Source organism: Janthinobacterium sp. KBS0711, assembly GCF_000988085.1.
GTDB lineage: Bacteria > Pseudomonadota > Gammaproteobacteria > Burkholderiales > Burkholderiaceae_D > Janthinobacterium > Janthinobacterium lividum_E.
The window spans coordinates 70,707-93,440 of sequence record NZ_LBCO01000011.1 but is presented as its reverse complement, the minus strand read 5'-3'; the positions used below and the strand labels follow the sequence as shown (position 1 = coordinate 93,440).

Below are 22,734 nucleotides of genomic sequence, written 5' to 3'. Positions count from 1 at the left end.
GTTGGTCGCGTAGGTCGCGTAGGTCGGATTAGCGGAGCGTAATCCGACAATCCAAGCCGGCGTTGCCAACCGCCAGCCACCCAGCACCACACCGACGCGCCGCGGTCCATTCGTTCCGGCGCACCTGCTTCATTGCAATCGTGCCGGTCTATCCCGTTTTTGTTTGACACAGCCATGCAAACTTTAGCCATCAAATCCGTCGAGTACGAACATCCACAAGACGGAGCCAGCTGCACTGCCCACGCCTGGGCACGCACGCCAGCGACGCCGTCCCCGGCTGAAAAAGCCGAACTGATCACGCGCATCAAGCGCCTGCTGATCGAGCGCGAAGCCGTGCTCGTTGCCCACTACTACGTTGATGCCGACCTGCAAGACCTGGCCGAAGCCACGGGCGGCTGCGTCTCCGATTCCCTGGAAATGGCCCGCTTCGGGCGCGACCATCCGGCCAAGACCCTCGTCGTGGCTGGCGTGCGTTTCATGGGCGAAACGGCAAAGATCCTCAGTCCTGAGAAAACCGTCTTGATGCCCGACCTCGACGCGACCTGTTCGCTCGACCTCGGCTGCCCGGTCGATGAATTCACGGCCTTCTGCGACGCCCATCCGGACCGCACGGTGGTGGTGTACGCCAACACCAGCGCGGCCGTCAAGGCGCGTGCGGACTGGATGGTGACCTCGTCCATCGGACTCGACATCGTTGCTCACCTGCATGCGCAGGGCAAGAAAATCCTGTGGGCGCCAGACAAGCACCTGGGTTCGTACATCCAGAAGCAGACGGGCGCCGACATGCTGCTGTGGCAGGGTAGCTGCCTCGTGCATGACGAATTCAAGGGCATCGAACTCGATCTGCTCAAGGAAGAGTATCCGCAAGCCAAGGTACTCGTGCACCCGGAGTCGCCCGCGAACGTGGTGGCGCTGGCCGACATGGTGGGTTCCACGTCGCAAATGATTGCGGCAGCGCAAACCATGGATACGGATACCTTTATTGTCGCCACCGACAACGGCATCCTGCACAAGATGCGCGCCGCCGCGCCAGGAAAACGCTTCATCGAAGCGCCCACGGCCGGCAACAGCGCCACGTGCAAAAGCTGCGCGCACTGCCCGTGGATGGCCATGAATGGCTTGCTGAATCTGGCGCAGACGCTGGAAAACATGCACAACGAAATCCACGTCGATCCCGCCGTCGGCCAGCTGGCCGTGCGTTCGATCAACCGCATGCTCGACTTCGCCGCCGCCAAGAAGGCGGGCCTCAAGCCGGGTGCTGACCTGGCAAAAGAAACCACATTGTTCCAAGGAATCGGTCCAGCATGAGTATCCTCGTCAATTCTTTCGCTCCTTTCGATCCGGCCCTGGCGCGCGCGTTCGAAGGCAATTTGCTGGCCGCCTTGTTGGAAGACGTGGGTCAGTGCGACCTGACGGGCGAGCTGGTGCCGCCCGACCATATAGTCACGGCCCGTGTGATCGTGCGCGAAGCGGCCGTGCTGTGCGGCGCGCCATGGTTCGAAGGCATCATGAAAAGCCTGGACCGCAGCATCGATATTGCCTGGCATTACGCTGAAGGCGACATGATGACGGCCGACAGCGTCGTCTGCACGATTCAAGCGCCGGCGCGCGCCTTGCTCACGGCCGAGCGCAGCGCCCTCAATTTCCTGCAGTTGCTGTCGGCGGTCGCCACGGCCACGCGCCAGTATGTTGACGTGATCGCTGGCACCAAAGCGTCCATTTTAGATACGCGCAAGACCTTGCCGGGTCTGCGCCTGGCGCAAAAGTATGCGGTGCGCGTCGGTGGCGGCAAGAACCAGCGCCTGGCCCTGTACGACGGTATCCTGATCAAGGAAAACCATATCGCGGCGGCGGGCGGCGTCAGCCAGGCCCTGGAAAACGCGCGCAACCTCGATGCGGGCGTGCCCGTGCAAATCGAAGTGGAAACCCTGGCGCAATTGCGCGAAGCGCTGGATGCGGGCGCCGTCTCCGTCCTGCTCGACAACTTTAGCAACGACATGATGCGCGAAGCTGTGGCAGTGACGAACGGCCGTGCCTTGCTCGAAGCGTCCGGTGGCATCAATTTCGATACCGTGCGCGCCATTGCGGAAACGGGCGTGGACCGCATTTCGATCGGCAGCCTGACCAAGGATGTGCGGGCCACCGATTACTCCTTGCGCATCGTCGGCTGATGGAAAAAGCAGGGCGGCGCCTGCTGGCCTTGGCGTTGCTGTGGCCGGCATTTGCCGCGCCCCTGCAGGCACGCGAGCTGCTGGCCGTCGGCGCGCAGTTCGAGCGCGTGTTCGAATACCAGGACAGTGGTGAATATGGCGGCCTGGGCGCGGAACTGCTGCGCCTGATGGCGGCGCGCACGGGTAACACCGTGCGTTTTCGCATGGTGCCGTGGGCGCGCGCGCAAGCCATGCTGGTGCAGGGCCAGGCCGATATCCTGATCGGTCCCTACAAGACGCCCGAGCGTATCGCCAGCATGGCGTTTTCCGACAAGCCGTTTTACCAGGATCAGATGGTGTTTTATACGCGCCAGGACGCCAGCTTCGGCTGGGATGGTGACTACGCGGTGCTGAAGAACCGCAGGGTGGTAATGCTCAATGGCTGGGCCTATGGCGCGGACTGGGAAAGAGTGCGGCCCGATTTGCAGGTCAGCGTGGCCAACAATGTGGAAAATGGCTTGAAGATGCTGGTGCACAATCACGTCGACGTGTTTGTCAGCAACCGCCGCAATACCGACCCCGTCATCGCCCGCCTGGGCTATGGCCGTCAGGTAAAACCCCTGTCCAGAATCATCGAACTGCAAAACGGCTATTTCGCCTTCCCCCGCTCGCCCACTTTCGACAAGCTGCGCCTGCAGTTCGACCAGGAACTGAATAATCTGATCGAGACGGGCGAGCTGAAAAGACTGGGCAAGCGCTACGACGTCAGCGTGCCGTAACCGCTACGCATGCCGCCCCGCAAGGCGGCATGCGCGGGTGTTCGTAGGTGCTACTACAACTGGCGTGCCTCGAACGTGTTGCACTGGGCAATCTGGCCGCTCTCGATGCCCTTGGTAAACCAGCGTACGCGCTGATCCGAGGTGCCATGCGTAAACGAGTCCGGCACGACATGGCCTTGCGACTGGCGCTGCAGCGCATCGTCGCCAATGGCCGTGGCCGCTTTCAAGGCCGCTTCCACGTCGCCCTGTTCGAGGATCTTGCGGTCCTGGTTCGCGTGATACGCCCATACGCCGGCAAAGCAGTCGGCCTGCAATTCCAGGCGCACGGACATGGCGTTGGCCTGGCGCTCCGAGGCCGTGCGGCGTGCATTGTCGACCTTCTCGGACAAGCCCATCAGGTTCTGCACGTGGTGGCCCACTTCATGCGCAATCACGTAGGCTTCGGCAAACTCGCCCGAGACCTTGAAGCGCTGCTGCATCAGGTTGAAGAAATCGAGGTCCAGATAGACTTTCTGGTCGCCGGGGCAGTAGAACGGCCCGCTGGCGCTCTGGCCCGTGCCGCACGCGGTCGGCGTGCTGCCCGAGAACAGCACCAGCTTGGGTTTCACATAGCTGCCGCCTTCGGCCTTGAACAGGGCGCTCCACGTGTCTTCCGTATCGGCCAGCACGGTTTTCACGAAGCGGGCCATCTCGTCCGATTCGGGTGGTTGGCGCGCCGGCGCCTGACTTTGCTGGGTGCTGACCTGGCCGCCACCGCCGCTGAGCAGGTTCAGCAGGGTCAGGGGATTGACGCCCAGCACATACGAGCCGACGAGGGCGATGACGATGGTGCCGATGCCGATCGAGCGCCCGCCAAAACCAAAGCCTCCACCGCCGCCTCCACCACCGTCTTCGCCACGGCGATCTTCCACATTGTCGCTTTCGCGATTGCCTTCCCATTTCATGATATTTACTCCTGCTGCGATTTGCGATTGATTGGTGACGCCTGAATATGTTTCTTGCGACGAATCTTGTTATTATCGCAGTAAACTGCGTCGCGAAAGAGGTGACAATGTTACCCTTTGCAACTTTCCACCCACTCCACAACAGGTACACGCATGGCGCTTGCCAACGATACACTCATTTCGCCAACGGCGGTGGTCCAGGCGCAACTGGACGCCTACAACGCGCACGACGTGCCGGCCTTGCTGGCCATCTATGCCGATGACGCACAGCAATTCCAGCACCCCGATACCTTGCTGGCCCAGGGCAGCGCGCAGATCGGTCCCCGTTTCACGGCCCGTTTTGCGGCAAGCCGGCCGCGGGCGCAGTTGCTCAATCGCATAGCCTGCGGCAAGCTGGTGATCGACCATGAAATCGTCCATGGCGATACGGACGATGGCGTGTCGGCCCAGGAACTGGTGGCGACGTACGAGGTGGAGCAGGGACGCATCAGCCGTGCCTGGTTCAGCTTTGGCGCGTTGACGCGCTTGCGCGTGGCGCTGCCGGCCGACGTGCCGGCCATGAATGCGCTGATCGCCCGTTCCGGCGTGGCGCTGAGTGCGGGGTTTTATACGCGGGAACAGGCCGAAGCCGTGACGCGCCACGTGTTCGGCGTCGATACGCAGCTCGTTGCCGACCGGACGTATTTCGTGATCGAACGCGACGGCGCCATGCTCGCTTGCGGCGGCTGGAGCCAGCGCGCCACCCTGTATGGCGCCGACCGCGCCAAGAGCTGGCCGGATCCGCTGCTCGATCCGGCCAGCCAGCCGGGCCGCATCCGCGCCTTCTTTGTCGAACCAGGCGCCGCCCGCCAGGGCCTGGGCAGCATGCTGATGCGCCATTGCGAACGCCAGGCGCTGGCCGCCGGTTTTACCGCCCTGGAACTGGCCGCCACTTTGCCCGGGGTGCCGCTGTATTTGGCCAGCGGCTTTGCCGTGACGGAAGAGTTTCACCTCGACTTGCCCGATGACATCAAGCTGCCGCTGGCGCGCATGCACAAGCAGTTGTAAAACCATGTTTCACCAGGGCAGCGGCGCCTTTTCCCCGTTGGCATGCTCGCCGTAATACAGCGACGGCAGGAAGCGCGACAGATAGGTAAATTCGCTGTAGCAATGGCGCAGCAAATTCAGGCCCAGCACATCGGGCACGTCGCGCACGGGATTCAGGCTATTGCGGCCCAGCAAGAAGCGACTGCGCAGCACGCAGCCCGTAGGCGTGTCGCGCGTCAAATGCAGCATTTCGCCATCGAGCGGATCGCCCAGTGGGTCCAGTTGCACGTGCTCGCCAAAGCCGATGCGCGCGCAGATGGCGGCCGAGAGGGCGCCGCTTTCCTTGGCCTGCCGCAGTTGCGCCGGATCAAATACTTCCTTCGGATTATGGAACTTCAGCTTGGCTTTCACGGGCGGAATGTCGCCCAGGGACTCCACGGCCTCAATCGAGGCGCCATAGTAACTCTCTCCCTTTTTCCACGCACTGTTCCAGCCGTGATGGGCCACGTGATCGTGCGGATGCCACCACTTGATGTGCTGCGTCGTTTCGAAAAACGTAAACCACCAGTCCAGCATGCGCCCGCTGCAGCCGTGCAGTTCCGTGCGCGCCGCCACCAGCAGGCAACCGTCTTCCAGGCGCGTGATGCCCGTTTCCAGGCGCAGCGGGAACGGGTCGAGCAAGTCGCCAGTGCTGGTGATGCTCCATGGGAATTGAATATGCTGCGTCATGTCGTTCTCCTTTGTTGGGGTGAGCTGATTATATATTAAAGAAACGAATTGCGTTTCCTAAATATGTTTCAGTGTAAAATTGCCCATCGATCAAGCTTGGAGTCGGCATGCAGGAAGAAGACAGCAAGGCTGTGCGTGGACGGGGCCGCCCGGCACGCCCGCCCGAGGAAGCGCGCGAGGCGGCAGTGCAGGCGGCCACCTGGCTGCTGTTGCACGAAGGCTATGCGGCCACGACCATGGAAGCGGTGGCGCGCCACGCGGGCATGGCCAAGAAGTCGCTGTATCAGTACGCGGCCAACCGCGAAGAGCTGGTCGCACTGGTGGTGCGCGGCTGGACGGACGCATTTTTACCGGCCATGGCGTACGATGCGGCCGGGCCAGGCGAGGTCTTGCCGCTATTAAAAGAGATCTTGCAGGCGATGACGGCGCGCGTGCTGACTGCCGACGCCGTGGGGTTGTTCCGCCTGCTGTGCACGGAGTTTCCCGCGCGCGCGGATTTGCTGGCCGTGTATCAGCGCAACGGCATCGAGCGGGGCACGGCTCTGCTGGCCGACTGGTTGGGACGCCAGGCCGCGCGCGGCCATCTGGCCTTGCAGGATGGGCACGATGGGCACGAACTGGCCGGCTTGCTGCTGGCCATGGTGATCGCCGAGCCGCTGCGGCAGATGGCGCTGGGCTTGCTGGCACCCGTGCCGGCCTGGGATGCCGCGCCCCGCATCGATGCGGCGCTGCGATTGCTGGGTGGCCAGTCGTTCAGCGTGGCTGGTGTTTCAGTGCTTCGCGGTAGCTGAGGGGAGAGAGCCGCTGGCGGTGCTCCGTGGCAAAAGCCAGCACGGCTGCCGGTGCGTGGCGCGCGTAATCGCGCAAGGCCCAGCCGATGGCCTTGCGGATGAAAAACTCGTCTTCGTGGGCCAGCATCAGCGCCGCGTCAAATAGCCAGCCGGCATCCGTGTCGGCGCGCCAGCCCAACTGGTGCAGCATGGCGATGCGGCGCAGCCAGAAGTCTGGGTGGCGCAGCGCGTCATCCATGTGCGCATGGCCGTCGCCGCCGCGCTGGCGCTCCGCCTGCAGCACGTCGCCGACGATGTCCGTCATGCCGTCGACGCTGTCCCACCATGCCCGCTGGCGCGCCAGGCCGAGCAGGGCGGGGATGTGCCCGATGTTCAACTGGCGCCGGTGCAGGGCCAGCATGTCGAGCGCCACGTGCTGGTATTCACGCTCCGGCTGCTGCCACAGCAGCTGCGCGTGTTCCAGCAAGGTCGCGGCATCGATGCCCTTCAGGCCCGCCAGCAAGCCCCTGGCGGCCAGCCGCCGCTGCGGCGCTGCCACGCCCAGGAAAACGAACTGGTCTCGCATATAGGCCTGCATGGGCGCCGCACGGCCCGGGTCGGCGGCCGCTTCCAGCGCGGCTTTCAGTTCTGCATGTAGATTCATGTCATCTCCAGGCGTAAAAAAAGCGCTCCGTGGAGCGCCTTTTCATCTTCATCCGATATTACTGGATTTTTGCTTTCTTCATCAACTCATCGCGGTAGGCGGCGAGTTTCTTCTGTTGCAGCGACTCGGCCACTTGACCCTTGACTTCTTCCAGTGCCGGCAGCTTCGTCGGGCGGGTTTCTTCCAGCTTGATCACGTGGAAGCCGAATTGCGACTGCACCGGCGTTTGCGTGACCTGGCCTGGTTTCAAAGCAACCATGGCGTCGGAGAATGGCTTCACGTACGAAGCTGGGCTAGCCCAGTCCAGGTCGCCGCCATTGGCTGCGGAACCGTCTTTCGATACTTTTGCCAGTTCTTCGAACTTGGCGCCGCCTTTCAGCTTGGCGATGATGTCTTTCGCTTCCGCTTCGGTGGCGACCAGGATGTGGCGTGCATGGTATTCCTTGTCGCCCGCTTGCGCCTTGAACTTGTCGTACTCGGCCTTGATTTCAGCGTCCTTGACGGGGTTCTTCTTGACGTAGTCGGCCAGCAGGGCGTTGATGATGATGCTTTGACGGGCATTGTCGATCTGCGACTTGACTTCCGGACGCGTGCCGTAGCCTTGCTTGTCGGCTTCCTGGATCAGCACTTCGCGGCCGATCAGGTCTTTCTTGATGGCTTCGCGCAATTGCGGCGAATCAGCTTGCTTGCCTTGGGCGACGACTTGCTTGACGACCTGGTCGACGCGCGACGATGGGATGGCCTTGCCATTCACGGTGGCGACGTTTTGCGCGAACGCAGGGATCGCTACGACGGCGACCAGGGCTAAGATCAGGCGGGCTGGCTTCAAAATCATGTTCATTCCTAATAAATATACTAAAAATCGATATACGCGACTGTCGCGCAGTGCGCATTCAGGCGCAGAATACACGACCGGCGCCGAAAAGGGCGCCGGGGAGGTCAGTTCTTACTGAACTTTCGCTTTTTTGATCATTTCTTCCTGATACGCTTGCAGTTTCTTTTGCTGCAGCGCTTCGGCGATCTGTGGCTTGACTTCTTCCAGGGTCGGCAGTTTTGCCGCGCGGGTGTCGTCCAGCTTGATCACGTGGAAACCATTAGGCGTTTGCACCGGGGTGTCGGTGACCTGGCCTTTTTGCAGTTTCACGAAAGCGTCCGAGAACACTTTCGGGAACGACGATGGGGCTGCCCAGTCCAGGTCGCCGCCATTGTCGGCCGAGCCGGTATCTTTCGATTGCTTGGCCAGATCTTCGAACTTGGCGCCGCCTTTCAGCTTGGCGATGATATCTTTCGCTTCCGCTTCGGTGCCGACCAGGATGTGGCGCACGTGGTATTCCTTGTCGCCGGTCTGGGCCACGAACTTGTCGTATTCGGCCTTGATTTCAGCGTCGTTGACGGGGTTCTTTTTCAGGTAGTCGCCGACCAGGGCGTTGATGACGATGGCCTGGCGTGCGTTCTCGATTTGCTGCTTGACTGCTGCATCTTTACCGAAACCTTTGTTTTCCGCTTCTTGCATCAGCACTTCACGGCCGATCAAGTCTTTCTTGATCATTTCGCGCAGTTGCGGCGAATCCGGTTGCTGGCCTTGGGCGACGACTTGCTTGACGACTGCATCAACGCGCGACGATGGGATAGGCTTGCCATTAACAACGGCAACATTTTGCGCAAAAACAGGTACCGCGACAACGGCGAGTAGTGCGATCAGCAAGCGGGCTGGCTTAAAAGTCATTATTAAATCCTGTTAGGGAAAGTTTCGTAAAAAACGCATGGAAAGAAATTGATAACATGGCTCGGGTACGCCAAAACGCCATCCTTACACTACTTCGGATGGCGCCAGGGCCACAATCGCCAATGCATGTATCTCATTATGCATCATATCGTGCACGGAATCATACACCAGTCGATGGCGCATGACGAGCCTGAGCCCCTCAAATTGACTAGAAATTATGCGTAGATTGTAATGGCCTCCGCCCGAGGCGGCGCCCGCATGGCCCCGGTGGCGCGCCGAGTCATCTTCCAGCACGCATTCCAGAGGGGACAGTGCCGTTTCCAGGCGGGCACGAATGCGCTCCATGCGCGTTGCCGTGTCGTTCGTCATCATGCGTCTTCCTTGATATGTTTGGCCAGGAACAGGGTTTGCGCCACGATAAAGGCAAAGAAGATGCCCGTCGCGCCAAACGCTTTAAAGCTGACCCAAGCGGCCATGTCGCCCTTGTACAGTACGAAGGCCACGAACAGGTTCAGTGCGCCGATGGCGCCAAAGAAGATGATCCATGCGGCCAGTAGCTGGTTCCACACAGCATCGGGCAATTGCACTTGCGCTTCCATGGTCTTGCGGATCAGGTTTTTCTTGAAGCCCACGTGGGCGATCAACAGGGCCAGGCCGGACAGCCAGTAGATCAGGGTCGGCTTCCATTTCAGGAAGAAATCGTCATGCAGGTAAATGCTGGCGCCGCCGAACACGACAAAGATGAACAGCGACAACCACAGCATGCCGTCCACCTTGCGTCCGCGCAGCAGCAGATAGCTGACCTGGCAGGCGGTGGCGACGATGCCGACGAGGGTGGCAAGTATCCACGGCGCCTGGTCGGCCTTGATCAGGCCGCCAGACACGAAGCCGGACAAATATTGCTGTACGAAGTCATGCGTGGCCGCTTCATACATGCCGCCCAGTTTGAAGGCGGCGAAGAAGGCGATCAGGGGGAATAGGTCGAATAGAAATTTCATGGCGAGACTTTACACGGGTCTTGTTACATTCATCTTAGGAATGGCTTAGGAGCAAGATGCCCGCCCGCCATTCCAGTGTCTCACGGTTGCGGATCGAAGCGCAGCGATGCCGAATTGATGCAATAGCGCAAGCCGGTCGGCGGCGGGCCATCCGGGAAGACGTGGCCCAGGTGGGCGTCGCAGACGGCGCAGACGATTTCCGTGCGCACCATGCCGTGGCTGCGGTCGACGATTTCCGTCACGTTGGCCGGGTCGAGGGCCTGGAAATAGCTGGGCCAGCCGCAGCCGGAATCGAACTTGGTGTCCGAAGCGAACAGGGGCGTGTTGCAGCAGACGCAGGTGTAGACGCCATGTTCATGGTGGTCCCAGAACTTGCCCGTGAAGGCCCGTTCCGTGGCCGCGTGGCGGGTGACTTCGTATTGCATCGAATCGAGCATGGCGCGCCATTCGGCGTCGGTTTTCTTGACTTTATTCGTGGTCATAATGACTCCTCAGGATGAGCAACTGACTTCAAGGTGGCTGGCCCAGTCGGGCGGCAGGGCCGCATAGTGCTGGTGTTCGGGCTGTTCGTCAAATGGCTTTTGCAAAACTTCCAGCAATCTCGCCACTTCCGTGTAGTCCTGCTGCTGGGCTTTTTCGATGGCCACTTGCGCCAGGTAGTTGCGCAGCACGTATTTCGGGTTGACCTGGTTCATCGCCGCTTGCCGTTCGGCATCGACGCTGTACTCCTGCCGCAGGCGCGCGCGGTATTGTGCCGCCCACGTATCGAACGCGGGGCGGTCGATGAACATGTCGCGCAGCACCGTGTCGTGCTCGGGGGCGTCTACTTGCAGTGTCGCCAGGGCGCGGAAGAAGTTGGTGAAATCCACGTGATTGGCTTGCATCAGCGCAAACATGCTGTCGAACAGCACCGTGTCTTCGTCTTGCACTTCGCGTAAGCCCAGCTTGGCGCGCAGCAAGGTATTCATCTTCTCCGCAAAGGCGCTCTGGTAGCTGTCCAGCGCCGCCTGCGCCAATTCCACTTCGCCGATCAACGGCAGCAGCGCCTGGCCCAGCGCGTAGCAGTTCCAGTGGCCCACCTGCGGCTGGTTGGCGTAGGAATAGCGTCCCTGCTGGTCCGTATGGTTGCAGATGTGCTCGGCATCAAACGCTTCCATGAAGCCGAAAGGGCCGTAATCGAGGGTCAGGCCCAGGATCGACATATTGTCCGTATTCATGACGCCATGCATGAAACCCACGGCTTGCCACTGCGCGATCATGTGCGCCGTGCGCACGCATACTTCGGCCAGCAAGGCTTGATATGGATTTGATGCAGCGCGCAAGTCGGGGTAGAAGCTGTCGATGACGTAATCGGCCAGGATTCTCAGCTCGTCCGGCTGCTTGCGGTAAAACCAGTGTTCGAACGAGCCGAAGCGCACGAAAGTGGGCGCCATGCGCGTCACGACGGCGGCCGTCTCGACGGTTTCGCGCATGATGCCTTGCTGCGAGCCCATGATGGACAGCGCGCGCGACGTGGGTATGCCCAGCGCCGCCATGGCTTCCGAGCACAGGAATTCGCGGATGGACGAGCGCAGCACGGCGCGTCCGTCGCCCATGCGCGAATATGGCGTGGCGCCCGCGCCTTTCAGCTGCAGCTCCATCGGACCATCGGCCGTGGCGATATTGCCCAGCAAGATGGCGCGGCCATCGCCCAGCTGGCCGGCCCAGACGCCGAACTGGTGGCCGGAATACACGGCCGACAGGGGCTGCGAACGCTCGGCCACGGCATTGCCGCTCAGCAGCGCTACATAATCGGGCTCGGCCAGGCGCGCCGCATCGAGGCCGATCAGGGCTGCGGCTGGCGCGCTGGCGGCCACGAAATACGGGGCGGGCAGGGGCGTGGGCATCAAGCGCGTATAGAACGCGGGCGGCAAGGCCGCAAAGGCGTTATCCAGTGGTAAGGTATGAGCGGTGATGGCAATTCCAGTCAGTAAGATGGACCGGCAAGGTGCGCCAGCCTGGAATGCGATTTTACCGCACAGCGCCAAGGCGCGTGGCGAGCGCTCTGGCAGGTGTTTGCATAGCAAGAAACGGAATCGAAAATTCCATGCTGCATCGCAATATCGAAATGCGTTGACGATTTCCGCACGACCGTACGAAACTAAGGAAAGTCTTTAAATTCCAACAATAACCGAGTATCCACTTTCAGGAGACACGATGTCGGCATTCCCCTTGAGTCCAGTGATGGGCCAGATGATGAGTCAGCCCCTGCTGATTTCCAGCATTATCGAGTTTGCAGCGCGTCATTATGGGGGCAGCGAAATCATTTCGCGGCGGGTGGAAGGCGATATGCACCGCTACACCTACCGCGATTGCCACCAGCGCGCGCGGCGCCTGGCGAACGCCTTGCATGGCCTAGGCGTCGGCATGGGCGACCGGGTCGCCACCCTGGCCTGGAATGGCTACCGCCACCTGGAAGCATACTATGCCGTGTCCGGCTCGGGCGCCGTGCTGCACACCATCAATCCGCGCCTGTTTCCCGACCAGATCGCTTACATCTCGAATCACGCTGAAGACCAGGTCTTGCTGTTTGATTTGACTTTCCTGCCCGTGGTGGAAAAGATCGCCGCCGATTGCACCTTCGTGCGTCACTTCGTGCTGATGTGCGACCGCGAGCGCATGCCCGCCAGCAGCACGATTCCCGACCTGCTGTGCTATGAAGACTTGATCGCCACGCATTCCGACGGTTACACGTGGCCCTTGTTCGACGAGAATTCGGCCGCCACCCTGTGCTATACCTCGGGCACGACGGGCAATCCCAAGGGCGCCCTGTATTCGCACCGTTCGACCGTGCTGCACGCGTACGCGTCGGCCATGCCCAGCGCCCTGAACGTGCGCGCCTCGGACACGGTCTTGCCCGTCGTGCCCATGTTCCACGTGAATGCCTGGGGCTTGCCGTATTCCGTGCCCCTGTCCGGCGCGCGCATGGTGTTTCCCGGCGCGGCGCTGGACGGCAAGTCGCTGTATGAATTGTTCGAGGCGGAAAAAGTGACGTTTTCGGCCGGCGTGCCCACCGTCTGGCTGGGTTTGCTCAACCATGCCTTGCAGAATAATCTGCAATTTTCCACTTTCCGCCGCACCGTGATCGGCGGCGCGGCGTGTCCTCCGGCCATGATGGATACCCTGATCGACAAGTTCGACGTGGAAGTCATCCACGCCTGGGGCATGACGGAAATGTCGCCGCTGGGCACGGCGGGCGGCTTGCAGACCAAGCACCTGGACTTGCCGAAGGACGAGCAGCGCAAGATACTGCAAAAGCAGGGCCATGCGATCTACGGCGTGGACATGAAGATCGTCGACGACGACGGCAAGGAATTGCCGTGGGACGGCGTGGCGTATGGCCATCTGCTGGTGAAGGGGCCGTGGATCATTTCGTCGTATTACAAGAACGAGGGCGGCGACGTGCTGCAGGATGGCTGGTTCCCCACGGGCGACGTGGCCACCATCGACACGGACGGCTACATGCAGATCACGGACCGCAGCAAGGATGTGATCAAGTCGGGCGGCGAGTGGATCGGCACCATCGACCTGGAAAACCTTGCCATGGCGCATCCGGCCGTGCTGCAGGCGGCCTGCATCGGCGTGTTCCACCCGAAATGGGACGAGCGCCCCGTGCTCGTCGTCGTGCTGCGTCCCGGCATGACCGTCACGCGCGAAGCGCTGTTGCAATTTTTTGAAGGCAAGATCGCCAAGTGGTGGACGCCGGACGACGTGCTGTTCATCGACGCCTTGCCCATGGGCGCCACGGGCAAGATCCAGAAGAACAAGCTGCGCGAGCAGTTCAAGGGGCACCAGCTGCCGGGGATGTAAAGCAGCCTAGGCAGCCTGCGGCAGCGCCGCCCCCAGTTTTTCCAGCAGATGGTCGCACTGGAAGACGGACAGGGTCTGGCGCTGCGCATCCGTGCCGATATCGATCATTTCATCCATTTCGCTGCGCAGGTCCTCATGTTCTCCCGTGCGGATGATTTGCGGCGCCGCGAAGCGCTGGCTGTCGGAAATGGTCATGATGTTGTCGACGTGGTCGACGAGAAAGCCGTAGCGCTCTGCGCCCCGTTCCACGATCAGAATCTTGCCGGCGCTGGCGTCCGGCAAGGCGGGCATGGCGTACAGCTGGCGCAAATCGATGATGCTGATCATTTGCTGGCGCAAGTTGAGCATGCCGCGCATGCAGGCCGGCATGCCCGGCGGCGTCGTGATGGCGCCGCTGAAATCGATGATTTCACGCACTTGCCCGATTTCCACGGCGAAGCGGGTTTCCACGGTAAACGTGATGTAGACGCGGCGCGGCGCCTTGCGGGTGGCGGCCGTGTTCGCGTCCGTGTCGGCCGGATACAGGCGCGCGTGGCCGTCGCGCATCTCGACGATCTCGGCCTGTGACAGGATGCCCTTGTGGTCGAGGAAAATGACGTCGCCCAGGCCTTCTTTCGTGATGCAGCCGGCAAACATGGCGGCGCGCGCCTTGCTCAGCAGGGGAATCGGCAACACCTCGTCGCCAAAGAAATGCACGATGCTGTCGACGGAGTCGACGAGGAAGCCCACGGTTGTGTCATCGAGGCGCACGACGATGATGCGCTGGTCGCCAGTGGCCGCCGTGCCGGAGCCGGGCGCCTGCAGCAGGGCGCCGAAATCGACGACGGCCACCTGGCTGCCGCGAAAATGCATGCGGCCCAGACACAGTTCGCTGTTCAGCAGGGAACTGTGCAGTTCCGGCACCCGGATGATTTCCTGGATGGCCAGCATTTCAAAGGCAAACGTGGCGCCGGCCGCATGGAAGCTGACGCACTGGCGGCGTTCGCTTTGCGCATGGTAGCGGGCCGTGCTCAGCTTGGCGCCCGTCGCCTGCAGGGCCAGCACATGGGGCACGTTTTCAATACGCAGCAGGGCATGCGGGTCGAGCACTTGCAGCAGGCGCGCGCCGCCATCGAGCAAGATCGTGCCGGCGATGACGGCGTGGCTGTCGCCGGCCGCATATTGCAGGGCGCTGCGGGCGCTGGCGGGCACGCGCAGGATTTCGCCCGTATCCTGGAAGACGATGCCGATCAACACTTGCTGGAAGTCGAGAATGGCGATCTTGTCCGTGGCCACGGCGCGCGGCGCATCGGCGCGGAACAAGCGGCCCAGGTTGACCACCGGAATGACGCTGCCGCGCAAGGTAAACATGCCTTCCAGATACGCGGGCGACAGGGGCAGGGCCGTGACTTTCGCGGGATAGTTCACCACTTCGCGGATGCAGCTGGCGGGCAGGGCGAATTCATCGTCGCCCAGGTGGAAGGAACCAAACAGCTCGGTGGCCGTTTCTCCGCTGGCCTGCGCTTGCAAGCCCGTCGCTTCATGCATATCCATATACGCCTTCCTTGCGTGGAATCAATTCGGGTGGCGCCACGACATCGGTGACGGCGTAGCTGTGATTGGCGCAATCGATCAGCAACTGGCGTCCGTGGCGGCCGCCCAGCGCGCAAAAGCTGACGTGCAAGCCGCACTGGTCCAGGTACTTTTGCGCCGCTTCCGCGTTTTGCCGGCCCACTTGCAGGCGTCCGTTGCGCGGGCCAAACATGCTGGCGCCGCCCGCCAGCACCACTTCGATGTCGGCGTAGTCGGCTTGCCGCACGCCCATCAGGCGCAGCAACGAGGGCACGGCCTGGCTTACATAGCGAGCGCCAATGGCGCTGTCGGCGCCCGGCGCTTCCGGCAGCAAACAATGGGCCAGGCCGCAGCATGGGCCGTTCTTCCAGATGAAGCCGATGCCGATGCAGGAGCCGAGGAGCGCTTGCAGCTGCTCGCCATGCGTGCCCACGCTCAGTTGACCCATGCCGACATGGTGCAGCGGCAGGTGATGGTCGATGATGATGCTCATGCGGTACCCGCCTTGTAAATCATGGGAAACTCGAATTGATAGCCGGTGCCGAGGCGGGCGATGGTTTCCGATTCGCCCAGGATCAGCCGGCCTTCGTCCTTGAGGCTGAGCCTTGCCTGGCGCAGAACGGTTTCCTGGTGCTCGGCATCGAAATAGATGAGCACATTGCGCAGGAATACCAGGTCGAACTGCCGCGCCGGGCGCAGCGCTTCGAGCAGGTTATGCTGGGCAAAGCTGACGTGTTGCCGCAATTCCTCGTTGACCGTGACGCCATACGGTGCTGGCGTGAAATATTTGCGCAGCAAGTCCGGGTGCGACAAACGGATACGCTCGACGGAGCGGCCGCTGTACTGGCCGGCCCGCGCCGCACCCAGGATCTGCTGCGAAATGTCGCTGGCCAGGATCTGGTAGCGGAAAGACGGCACTTGCAGCTTGAATTGTTCGCACAGCATGGCGATCGAATACAGTTCCTCGCCGCTGGCGGCCGCCGCCGACCAGATGGCCAGGCAATCGCCCGGATGGGCGCGGGCCCAGGCGGGCAGGTAGCGGTCGCGGAAGTAATCCCAGATTTGCGGCGTGCGGAAGAACAGGGTGTCGTTGGTGGTCACCAGGTCGATGAAGTGGGCCACCTCGTCGCGGTCGCTGGCCACGCGCTCCAGGTAAGCCTGGTAGCTGTGCAGGGACAGCGCCTGCAGCCGTGGCTGCAAGCGCCGTTCCAGCAAGACGCTCTTGCGCGCCGTCATGGCGATCCCCGTATGCTGGCGCACCAGCGCGATCAGGGTCGTCAGCACCTCGGGCGTCAAGGTGGCCGCGTGGCTCATGGCTTACACCACGAAGCCGGAGACAGTCTGGTTCAGGCTGCCCGCACGCTCGTTCAGCCCATCCGTCGAGCGGGCGATGCTGTCGCAGTTGGCGGCCGACTTTTCCGTTTCCTCAGCGATGTACTGGATGGCCGTCGACACTTCGCGCGCCGTCAGCAGCTGTTCGTTGGCCGCCTTCGAGATATCGGAAATGGCCAGGGTGGTCTTCGCCACGCCCGAGACGATCTTGTCGAAGGCGTCGCTGGCCTGGCGCGAAATCTCGCTGCCGGTGGAAACGCGCTTGACGGATTCGTTGATCAGCTTGGAAATTTCCTTGGTCGCCTGCGACGAGCGCTCGGCCAGCTTGCGCACTTCGTCGGCAACGACGGAAAAGCCCAGGCCGTGCTCGCCCGCGCGCGCCGCCTCGATGGCCGCATTGAAGGCCAGCATATTCGTCTGGTTGGCGATCTCGCTGATGACCTTGACGATCTCGCCGATGTCTTCCGACGAGCGGTTGATCAAGTCCATCGCTTCGATCGACTTGGCGACGGCGCGCGCGCCCGCTTCCGCCTCCTGCTGCGTGGCTTTCGCCAGGGAATCGGCGTTCGAGGTGTTTTCCGCGATGGAATTGATGGAAAACGTCAGGCCGTCGATGGACGCGTTCATTTCTTCCACCGTGGCGCCCAGCGCCTGCGTGCCCACGGCCACGCCCGTGGCCCGTTCGGCGATGGCGTTCGAGGCGTCGGCAAAGCCGTTGGCCGCCGAGACCACGTTGCCGATCACGCCGCGCAAGTCGACGATCATCTTGCTGATGCCGCCGGCCAGCAAATCGATCGGCTCGCTGCCTTCGGGCACGATATTGCAAGTCAGGTCGCCTTGCGCCGCGCGCGCCACCGAGTCGAGCAGGGCATTGACCTTGCGGCTGTCGTTGGCGGCCTTGGCCTGGATGCTGTTTTCCAGGTTCACCTGGTCCGTGATGTCGATGGCGAACTTGACTACTTTATACGGCTTGCCGTTCAAGTCCAGGATGGGGTTGTAGGTGGCCTGTATCCACACCACCTTGCCATGGTTGCCCAGGCGCTTGTAGCGGCCCGCGTCGAATTCGCCCCGGTTGAGCTTTTGCCAGAATTTCTTGTACTCGGCGCTGCCGGCATACTCGGGCTCGCAGAACATGCGGTGGTGCTCACCCTGGATATCGCTCAAGTCGTAGTCCATGACGGTGAGGAAATTGTCGTTCGCGTCCAGCACCTTGCCCTGCATATCGAATTCGATCACGGCCTGCGCCTTGCCGATGGCGCTGACCTTGCCTTCGTATTCGGCGTTGCGCTTTTTCAGGGCCGTCACGTCGCTGGCGAACTTGACCACCTTGAAGGGCCGGCCTTCCGCGTCAAAGATGGGGTTGTACGAAGCGTTGAGCCAGATTTCGCGGCCGTCCTTGGTGACGCGCTTGTATTCGCCCGCATCGAACTGGCCTTGTCCCAGCTTGTGCCAGAATTGCGCGTATTCCTCGCTCTTGGCGTACTCGGGTTCGCAAAACATGCGGTGGTGCTTGCCTGCGATCTCGTCCAGAGTGTAGCCGACGGACTTGAGGAAGTTGTCGTTGGCGCGGATGACGGTGCCGTCAAGCTGGAACTCGATCACGGCCTGCGCCTTGCTGATGGCGTCGATCTTGCCTTCGTAATCGGCATTGCGGCGCTTGCTTGCCGTAATGTCGGTGGCGAACTTGATGACTTTATACGGTTTGCCGTCCGCGTCGAGGATGGGGTTGTAGGAAGCGTTGATCCACACTTCGCGGCCATCCCTGGCGCGGCGCTTGTATTCGCCCTGGTCGAATTCACCGCGTCCCAGCTTGGTCCAGAAGTTGGCGTATTCGGCTGTTTTGACGTAGTCGGGATCGCAAAAGATGGCATGGTGCTTGCCTTGCACCTCGGCCAGGCTATAGCCGACGACACGCAGGAAATTGTCATTCGCATGCAGGATGGTGCCGTCGAGTTCGAATTCGATGACGGCCTGGACACGGTTCAATGCAGTGTTTATCGCTTGTAAGTCCAGATCCTGGGAGTGGCTGACATGGCTGGCTGCGTCCATAGTATTTCCTTCGGGGGTGAGAAGAGGAATGGGAGCGATAAGGCTGCTTTTATTATTTTTTCTGCTATCCCTATAAGGCGGGAATGTTATTGCATGGGCCGGCATCTGGTGATAATCGGTGAGAATGTGCGCAATCAACGGCCGCCAGTGTTTGCCCTGCAGTTTGCCTTATCGTGGATAAATTGTAGAGTATTGATTTGAATCAACAATTTTATTATTCCCCAGCGTCTGGCGAAAAACAAGGGGCGGGAATAAATAATGTAAAAACTGTCGCAATTGCCCCATGCCGGCATATAACAAACGCATTCTTTTACATAATAAAACATCGTTATTATTATTGCTGTTTTATTATTTAAATGAATATCCAAGTGATAGCTTCTACAATAGCTTGCTGCTTGCAGCAGAATCTTTCCGCAAACGATGTTGTACCATGGCGTAGCATGCTGGCGCCGGGCGCGCCACGACAAAAATAATACGAGCGTTCTTTTATGCGGTATAGTGAAGCTTCATCCCTTGCAACCACCTCATCGCTGAGCAAAAATCAATAAGGAAGAGACATGAGTGCTGAATATCAAGTGAACGGCGCCGTTGCCGTCATTACCCTGGCCAACCCGCCCGTCAATGGCCTGGGCCTGGCGACGCGTACGGCCGCCGTGGCTGGCATCCGCCAGGCGCTGGCGGACGAGGCCGTCAAAGCCATCGTCATCACGGGCGCCGGCAAGGCCTTTTCGGGCGGCGCCGACATCAAGGAATTCAATTCGCCCAAGGCGCTCACGGAACCGACCCTGCACACCCTGATCAACGTCGTCGAACAGTCGACCAAGCCGGTCGTGGCGGCCATCCACAGCGTCTGCATGGGTGGCGGCCTGGAGCTGGCGCTCGGTTGCAACTACCGCGTGGCCGCACCGGGCGCGCAGATGGCCTTGCCGGAAGTCAAACTCGGCATCTTGCCGGGCGCGGGCGGCACGCAGCGTCTGCCGCGTGTGCTGGGCCTGGAGATGGCCCTGAACATGATCGTCTCGGGCACGCCCGTCGCATCCGAAAAACTGGCCGGCACGGCCCTGTTCGACGAAGTCATCGCGCCCGGCGCCGACTTGCTGGCCGCCGCCGTGGCCTTCGCCACGAAAGTGGCCGATGTGCGTCCGCTGCCGAAAGTGCGCGAGCGCAAGGTCGATTACCCGAACCACGAAGCTTTCCTGCAGTTTTCGCGCAATACCGTCAAAGCCATGTCCGGCCCGTTCCCCGCACCGCTCAAATGCGTCGATGCCGTGGCCGCCGCCGTGACGATGAAATTCGACGACGGCTTGAAGTACGAGCGCGAACTGTTCATGCAACTGGTGCAGTCGCCGGAATCGAAAGCCCTGCGCCACGCCTTCTTTGCCGAGCGCGTCGCCAGCAAGGTGCCCGACGTGCCGGCCGACACGCCCGTGCGCACGATCGCCAGCGCGGCCATTGTCGGCGCCGGCACCATGGGCGGCGGCATCGCCATGAACTTTGCCAACGCGGGCATTCCCGTGATGCTGCTGGAAACGAAGCAGGAAGCGCTGGACAAGGGCCTGGCCACGATCCGCAAGAATTATGAAAACACGGTGAAGAAGGGCAAGCTGACGCAAGAGAAGGCCGAGCAGCGCATCGCGCTGGTCAGCGGCACGTTAGTCTATGCGGACATTGCGCAGGCCGACATCGTCATCGAAGCCGTCTTCGAAGAGCTGGGCGTCAAGGAAGCCGTCTTCAAGCAGCTCGACGCCGTCATGAAGCCGGGCACCATCCTCGCCTCGAACACGTCCACTTTGGACCTGGACAAGATCGCCGCATTCACCCAGCGGCCGCAGGACGTGGTCGGCACGCACTTCTTCAGTCCGGCGAACGTCATGAAACTGCTGGAAATCGTGCGGGGCAAGGAAACGGGCAAGGACGTGCTGGCCACGGCGCTGGCCCTGTCGAAAAAGCTGAAGAAGACGGGCGTCGTCTCGGGCGTGTGCGACGGTTTCATCGGCAACCGCATGATCGAGCAATACAGCCGCCAAGCCGGTTTCCTGCTGGAAGAAGGCTGTCTGCCGGAACAGGTCGACAAGGCGGTCGAGAAATTCGGCTTCGCCATGGGCCCGTTCCGCATGGGCGACCTGGCCGGCAACGATATCGGCTGGGCCATCCGCAAGCGCCGCTACGTGGAAAAGCCGGACGTCACGTATTCGAAGACGGCCGATTTGCTGTGCGAACTGGGGCGGTTTGGCCAGAAGACGGGCGCCGGCTGGTACGACTACAAGCCGGGCGACCGCAAGGCCTATCCGTCGGAGCAGGTCAACGCCATGATTATCCAGCACTCCGCCGACATCGGCGTGGCGCGGCGCAAGATCAGCGACCAGGAAATCGTCGAACGCCTCGTGTATGCGCTCGTCAACGAGGGCGCGCGCATCCTGGAAGAGGGCATCGCCTTGCGCGCCTCGGACATCGACATGGTGTATTTGACGGGCTACGGCTTCCCGCTGTTCCGCGGCGGCCCCATGTTCTACGCGGACACGGTCGGCTTGCCTAACGTACTCGACACGATTGCCGGCTACGCGAAAGGCCGCCACGGCGAGGCGTGGACGCCGGCGCCGCTGCTGGTGAAACTGGCGGGCGAGGGCAAGGGTTTCAATAGCTGATCCGGCGCTGCCGTTGACGCCCGATATTGTCGGATTACGCGCGGCTTCGCCACGCTAATCCGACCTACGCGTCGACAAGGGGTTCAATCGCCGCGTAATCCGACACCACTACTTCTTCTTCGCCACCATCTTGATCGCCTCGTTGACGATGACGGGGTTGTCTTTCTGGATGTAGTAGCCAGCGCCCGTGATGCGCTCGATGGCCGGCGCACCGGACAGGCGCTGCCAATCCTTTTCCTGGGCCCGTACCACGTTCTCGAACGAGCCCATTTCCTCGATGCCGAACTTGTCGCGCACCAGCAGCATGGCGGGCACGCGCAGCGGACTGCTCATGTCGACGTGTTGCAAGCACTGCGTCTGGGCATCGAATTCGGCCGATTCCGTACTGTTGAACATGAGTTTACGCCGCGTTTTCACGAGCATGGCGTAGGTGGACGCGTCCTGTTGCAGGCGGTTCCACTGCTGCGGGTGGATGGGATCGAGCAGCACCAGGCCGGCCACGTCCTGCGGGTACAGTCTCGCATACACATACTGGTACAGCCCGCCCAAGCCATGGCCGACCAGCACATACGGCGGCTTCAGGCCCGCTTGCGCCAGCAGGGCGCGCTGCTGGGCGGCGATGGTGCAGGGGGCGCGTGGCGTGGTGGTTTTCTGGCTGTCGCCGTAACCGGGACGGTCGTACACGAGCACTCTGTGCTGCCGGGCTACTTCGGGCGCGACCTTGGCCCACACATCCTTGCCGTCGCCCATGGCCGACTGGAAGACCACGGGCAAGCCGCTCTGGCCGCTCAGGGTATAGGCGATGCTGGCGTCGGGCAGGGCGGCGGTGGCCGGCACGCCCGGCGTGACCGGCGTGGATGGCAACAGGGAGCAGCCGGTAAAACAGCCTGCCAGCAGCAGGCCGGCGCTGGAGAGGAGCATGGTGCGCGCGGGGCGGCCGACGAATAGATGATGCATGAATCTCCTTCTTGGTGCACGGACCGGGGACGGTATGGCTTGACAGCCATTATAGGCAAAACGTATCGAAGTGGAAATGCCGAACAGAGCCGGGTTTCCCGTCCTGTCAGCCGGCGTCGGCGCGATGGCAGACGGCTTCGATGCGGTTGCCGTCCGGATCAAACAAAAAGGCCGCGTAATAGCTGGCGTGATAGTGGCGCAGGCCCGGCGCGCCCAGGTCGATGCCGCCGTGCGCCAGTCCCGCCTGCCAGAACGCTTCCACGGCTGCGTGCGAGGAGGCCTTGAAGCAGCAATGGCGGCGCGGCGCGTCGTCTGGCTGCGGGCCCAGGCGCACGGAAAAATAGCTGCGTTCAGGATGCTCCGCATCGCTGCGTTCGCCGTAACCTATCCACGCATGGGCATGGTCGCTGCCCACCTTAGGCACGGCGAGGGCGGCAAAGATGGCGTCATAGAAGCGCTCGGCGCGTTCCAGATCGCTGACGGTGAGGGAAACGTGATCGAGCATGGACACTCCGCTGTAAAGACAAGGACGGCCATAGCATAGCCCGGATCAGGGCAGCCGTGG

Annotated in this window: 22 protein-coding genes; 7 read left to right on the top strand and 15 right to left on the bottom strand. The window is 61.7% G+C overall.

Going from position 1 to position 22,734, the window contains the following annotated elements:
* Positions 1–174 precede the first annotated feature (174 nt).
* From nadA to VM94_RS06770, 3 genes are read left to right on the top strand one after another with little or no spacing between them, the layout of a single operon-like run.
* Complete coding sequence (gene nadA / locus VM94_RS06780; protein WP_034756048.1) at positions 175–1,308, top strand: quinolinate synthase NadA; 1,134 nt, start codon at positions 175–177, stop codon at positions 1,306–1,308.
* Entirely contained in the window at positions 1,305–2,171 is an 867-nt protein-coding gene (nadC, locus tag VM94_RS06775) for a carboxylating nicotinate-nucleotide diphosphorylase (protein WP_046682780.1), read from the top strand. The genes nadA and nadC overlap by 4 nt, the downstream gene beginning before the upstream one ends.
* A complete protein-coding gene (locus VM94_RS06770; RefSeq protein ID WP_046682779.1) occupies positions 2,171–2,929 on the top strand; it encodes a substrate-binding periplasmic protein in 759 nt (252 codons plus the stop codon). Before nadC ends, VM94_RS06770 begins: the two co-directional genes overlap by 1 nt.
* A gap of 53 nt (positions 2,930–2,982) precedes the next feature.
* Here VM94_RS06770 and ypfJ read toward each other — a convergent pair whose 3' ends face one another.
* Entirely contained in the window at positions 2,983–3,873 is an 891-nt protein-coding gene (gene ypfJ, locus VM94_RS06765) for a KPN_02809 family neutral zinc metallopeptidase (RefSeq protein ID WP_046682778.1), read from the bottom strand.
* Between the two features lie 153 nt (positions 3,874–4,026).
* Between ypfJ and VM94_RS28900 the strand changes: the two genes are divergently transcribed.
* Positions 4,027–4,920 carry a GNAT family N-acetyltransferase gene (locus VM94_RS28900; protein WP_082127598.1) on the top strand — a complete coding sequence of 298 codons (894 nt, stop codon included), beginning with the start codon at positions 4,027–4,029 and terminating at the stop codon, positions 4,918–4,920.
* Between the two features lie 9 nt (positions 4,921–4,929).
* Here the strand turns inward: VM94_RS28900 and VM94_RS06755 are convergent, their stop codons facing one another.
* Positions 4,930–5,628 (bottom strand): DAPG hydrolase family protein, encoded by a 699-nt coding sequence (locus VM94_RS06755; RefSeq protein ID WP_046682777.1) that lies wholly within the window; start codon positions 5,626–5,628, stop codon positions 4,930–4,932.
* A gap of 107 nt (positions 5,629–5,735) precedes the next feature.
* Between VM94_RS06755 and VM94_RS06750 the strand changes: the two genes are divergently transcribed.
* Positions 5,736–6,419: a TetR/AcrR family transcriptional regulator gene (locus VM94_RS06750; protein WP_046682776.1), complete on the top strand. Its 684-nt coding sequence runs from the start codon at positions 5,736–5,738 to the stop codon at positions 6,417–6,419.
* Here the strand turns inward: VM94_RS06750 and VM94_RS06745 are convergent.
* From VM94_RS06745 to VM94_RS06715, 7 genes are all read right to left on the bottom strand, one after another.
* The gene (locus VM94_RS06745) at positions 6,382–7,062 is read right to left on the bottom strand and encodes a DNA alkylation repair protein (protein WP_046682775.1); all 681 of its coding nucleotides are present in this window, start codon (positions 7,060–7,062) and stop codon (positions 6,382–6,384) included. The two genes, VM94_RS06750 and VM94_RS06745, sit on opposite strands and share 38 nt — an antisense overlap.
* 58 nt (positions 7,063–7,120) lie before the next feature.
* Complete coding sequence (locus VM94_RS06740; protein ID WP_034756072.1) at positions 7,121–7,897, bottom strand: peptidylprolyl isomerase; 777 nt, start codon at positions 7,895–7,897, stop codon at positions 7,121–7,123.
* A gap of 111 nt (positions 7,898–8,008) precedes the next feature.
* The gene (locus VM94_RS06735; protein WP_034756076.1) at positions 8,009–8,788 is read right to left on the bottom strand and encodes a peptidylprolyl isomerase; all 780 of its coding nucleotides are present in this window, start codon (positions 8,786–8,788) and stop codon (positions 8,009–8,011) included.
* An 84-nt stretch (positions 8,789–8,872) separates the two neighbouring features.
* Positions 8,873–9,160 carry a BolA family protein gene (locus VM94_RS06730; RefSeq protein ID WP_046682774.1) on the bottom strand — a complete coding sequence of 96 codons (288 nt, stop codon included), beginning with the start codon at positions 9,158–9,160 and terminating at the stop codon, positions 8,873–8,875.
* Positions 9,157–9,786 (bottom strand): septation protein A, encoded by a 630-nt coding sequence (locus tag VM94_RS06725; RefSeq protein ID WP_046682773.1) that lies wholly within the window; start codon positions 9,784–9,786, stop codon positions 9,157–9,159. The genes VM94_RS06730 and VM94_RS06725 overlap by 4 nt, the downstream gene beginning before the upstream one ends.
* Before the next feature lie 80 nt (positions 9,787–9,866).
* Positions 9,867–10,268, bottom strand: coding sequence for a peptide-methionine (R)-S-oxide reductase MsrB (gene msrB / locus VM94_RS06720; RefSeq protein WP_034756083.1), 402 nt, complete (start codon positions 10,266–10,268; stop codon positions 9,867–9,869).
* A 9-nt stretch (positions 10,269–10,277) separates the two neighbouring features.
* The gene (locus VM94_RS06715) at positions 10,278–11,756 is read right to left on the bottom strand and encodes a protein adenylyltransferase SelO (RefSeq protein WP_082127628.1); all 1,479 of its coding nucleotides are present in this window, start codon (positions 11,754–11,756) and stop codon (positions 10,278–10,280) included.
* A gap of 226 nt (positions 11,757–11,982) precedes the next feature.
* On the opposite strand from VM94_RS06715, the gene VM94_RS06710 reads away from it, so the two are divergent.
* Positions 11,983–13,635: a 3-(methylthio)propionyl-CoA ligase gene (locus tag VM94_RS06710; protein ID WP_046682772.1), complete on the top strand. Its 1,653-nt coding sequence runs from the start codon at positions 11,983–11,985 to the stop codon at positions 13,633–13,635.
* Between the two features lie 6 nt (positions 13,636–13,641).
* Here the strand turns inward: VM94_RS06710 and VM94_RS06705 are convergent, their stop codons facing one another.
* From VM94_RS06705 to VM94_RS06690, 4 genes are read right to left on the bottom strand one after another with little or no spacing between them, the layout of a single operon-like run.
* A complete protein-coding gene (locus VM94_RS06705) occupies positions 13,642–15,168 on the bottom strand; it encodes a chemotaxis protein CheW (RefSeq protein WP_235432865.1) in 1,527 nt (508 codons plus the stop codon).
* Positions 15,155–15,679, bottom strand: coding sequence for a chemotaxis protein CheD (locus tag VM94_RS06700; RefSeq protein ID WP_046682771.1), 525 nt, complete (start codon positions 15,677–15,679; stop codon positions 15,155–15,157). The genes VM94_RS06705 and VM94_RS06700 overlap by 14 nt, the downstream gene beginning before the upstream one ends.
* Complete coding sequence (locus VM94_RS06695) at positions 15,676–16,500, bottom strand: CheR family methyltransferase (RefSeq protein ID WP_046682770.1); 825 nt, start codon at positions 16,498–16,500, stop codon at positions 15,676–15,678. The genes VM94_RS06700 and VM94_RS06695 overlap by 4 nt, the downstream gene beginning before the upstream one ends.
* A gap of 3 nt (positions 16,501–16,503) precedes the next feature.
* On the bottom strand, positions 16,504–18,504 hold the full coding sequence (locus VM94_RS06690) for a methyl-accepting chemotaxis protein (RefSeq protein WP_313902978.1): 2,001 nt from the start codon (positions 18,502–18,504) through the stop codon (positions 16,504–16,506).
* 620 nt (positions 18,505–19,124) lie between these two features.
* On the opposite strand from VM94_RS06690, the gene VM94_RS06685 reads away from it, so the two are divergent.
* Complete coding sequence (locus VM94_RS06685; RefSeq protein WP_046682769.1) at positions 19,125–21,212, top strand: 3-hydroxyacyl-CoA dehydrogenase NAD-binding domain-containing protein; 2,088 nt, start codon at positions 19,125–19,127, stop codon at positions 21,210–21,212.
* Positions 21,213–21,320: 108 nt separating this feature from the next.
* Here the strand turns inward: VM94_RS06685 and VM94_RS27150 are convergent, their stop codons facing one another.
* Together VM94_RS27150 and VM94_RS06675 are read right to left on the bottom strand one after the other, a co-directional pair.
* A complete protein-coding gene (locus VM94_RS27150; protein WP_052755582.1) occupies positions 21,321–22,169 on the bottom strand; it encodes an alpha/beta fold hydrolase in 849 nt (282 codons plus the stop codon).
* 106 nt (positions 22,170–22,275) lie between these two features.
* The gene (locus VM94_RS06675) at positions 22,276–22,674 is read right to left on the bottom strand and encodes a VOC family protein (RefSeq protein WP_046682768.1); all 399 of its coding nucleotides are present in this window, start codon (positions 22,672–22,674) and stop codon (positions 22,276–22,278) included.
* Positions 22,675–22,734: the final 60 nt, after the last annotated feature.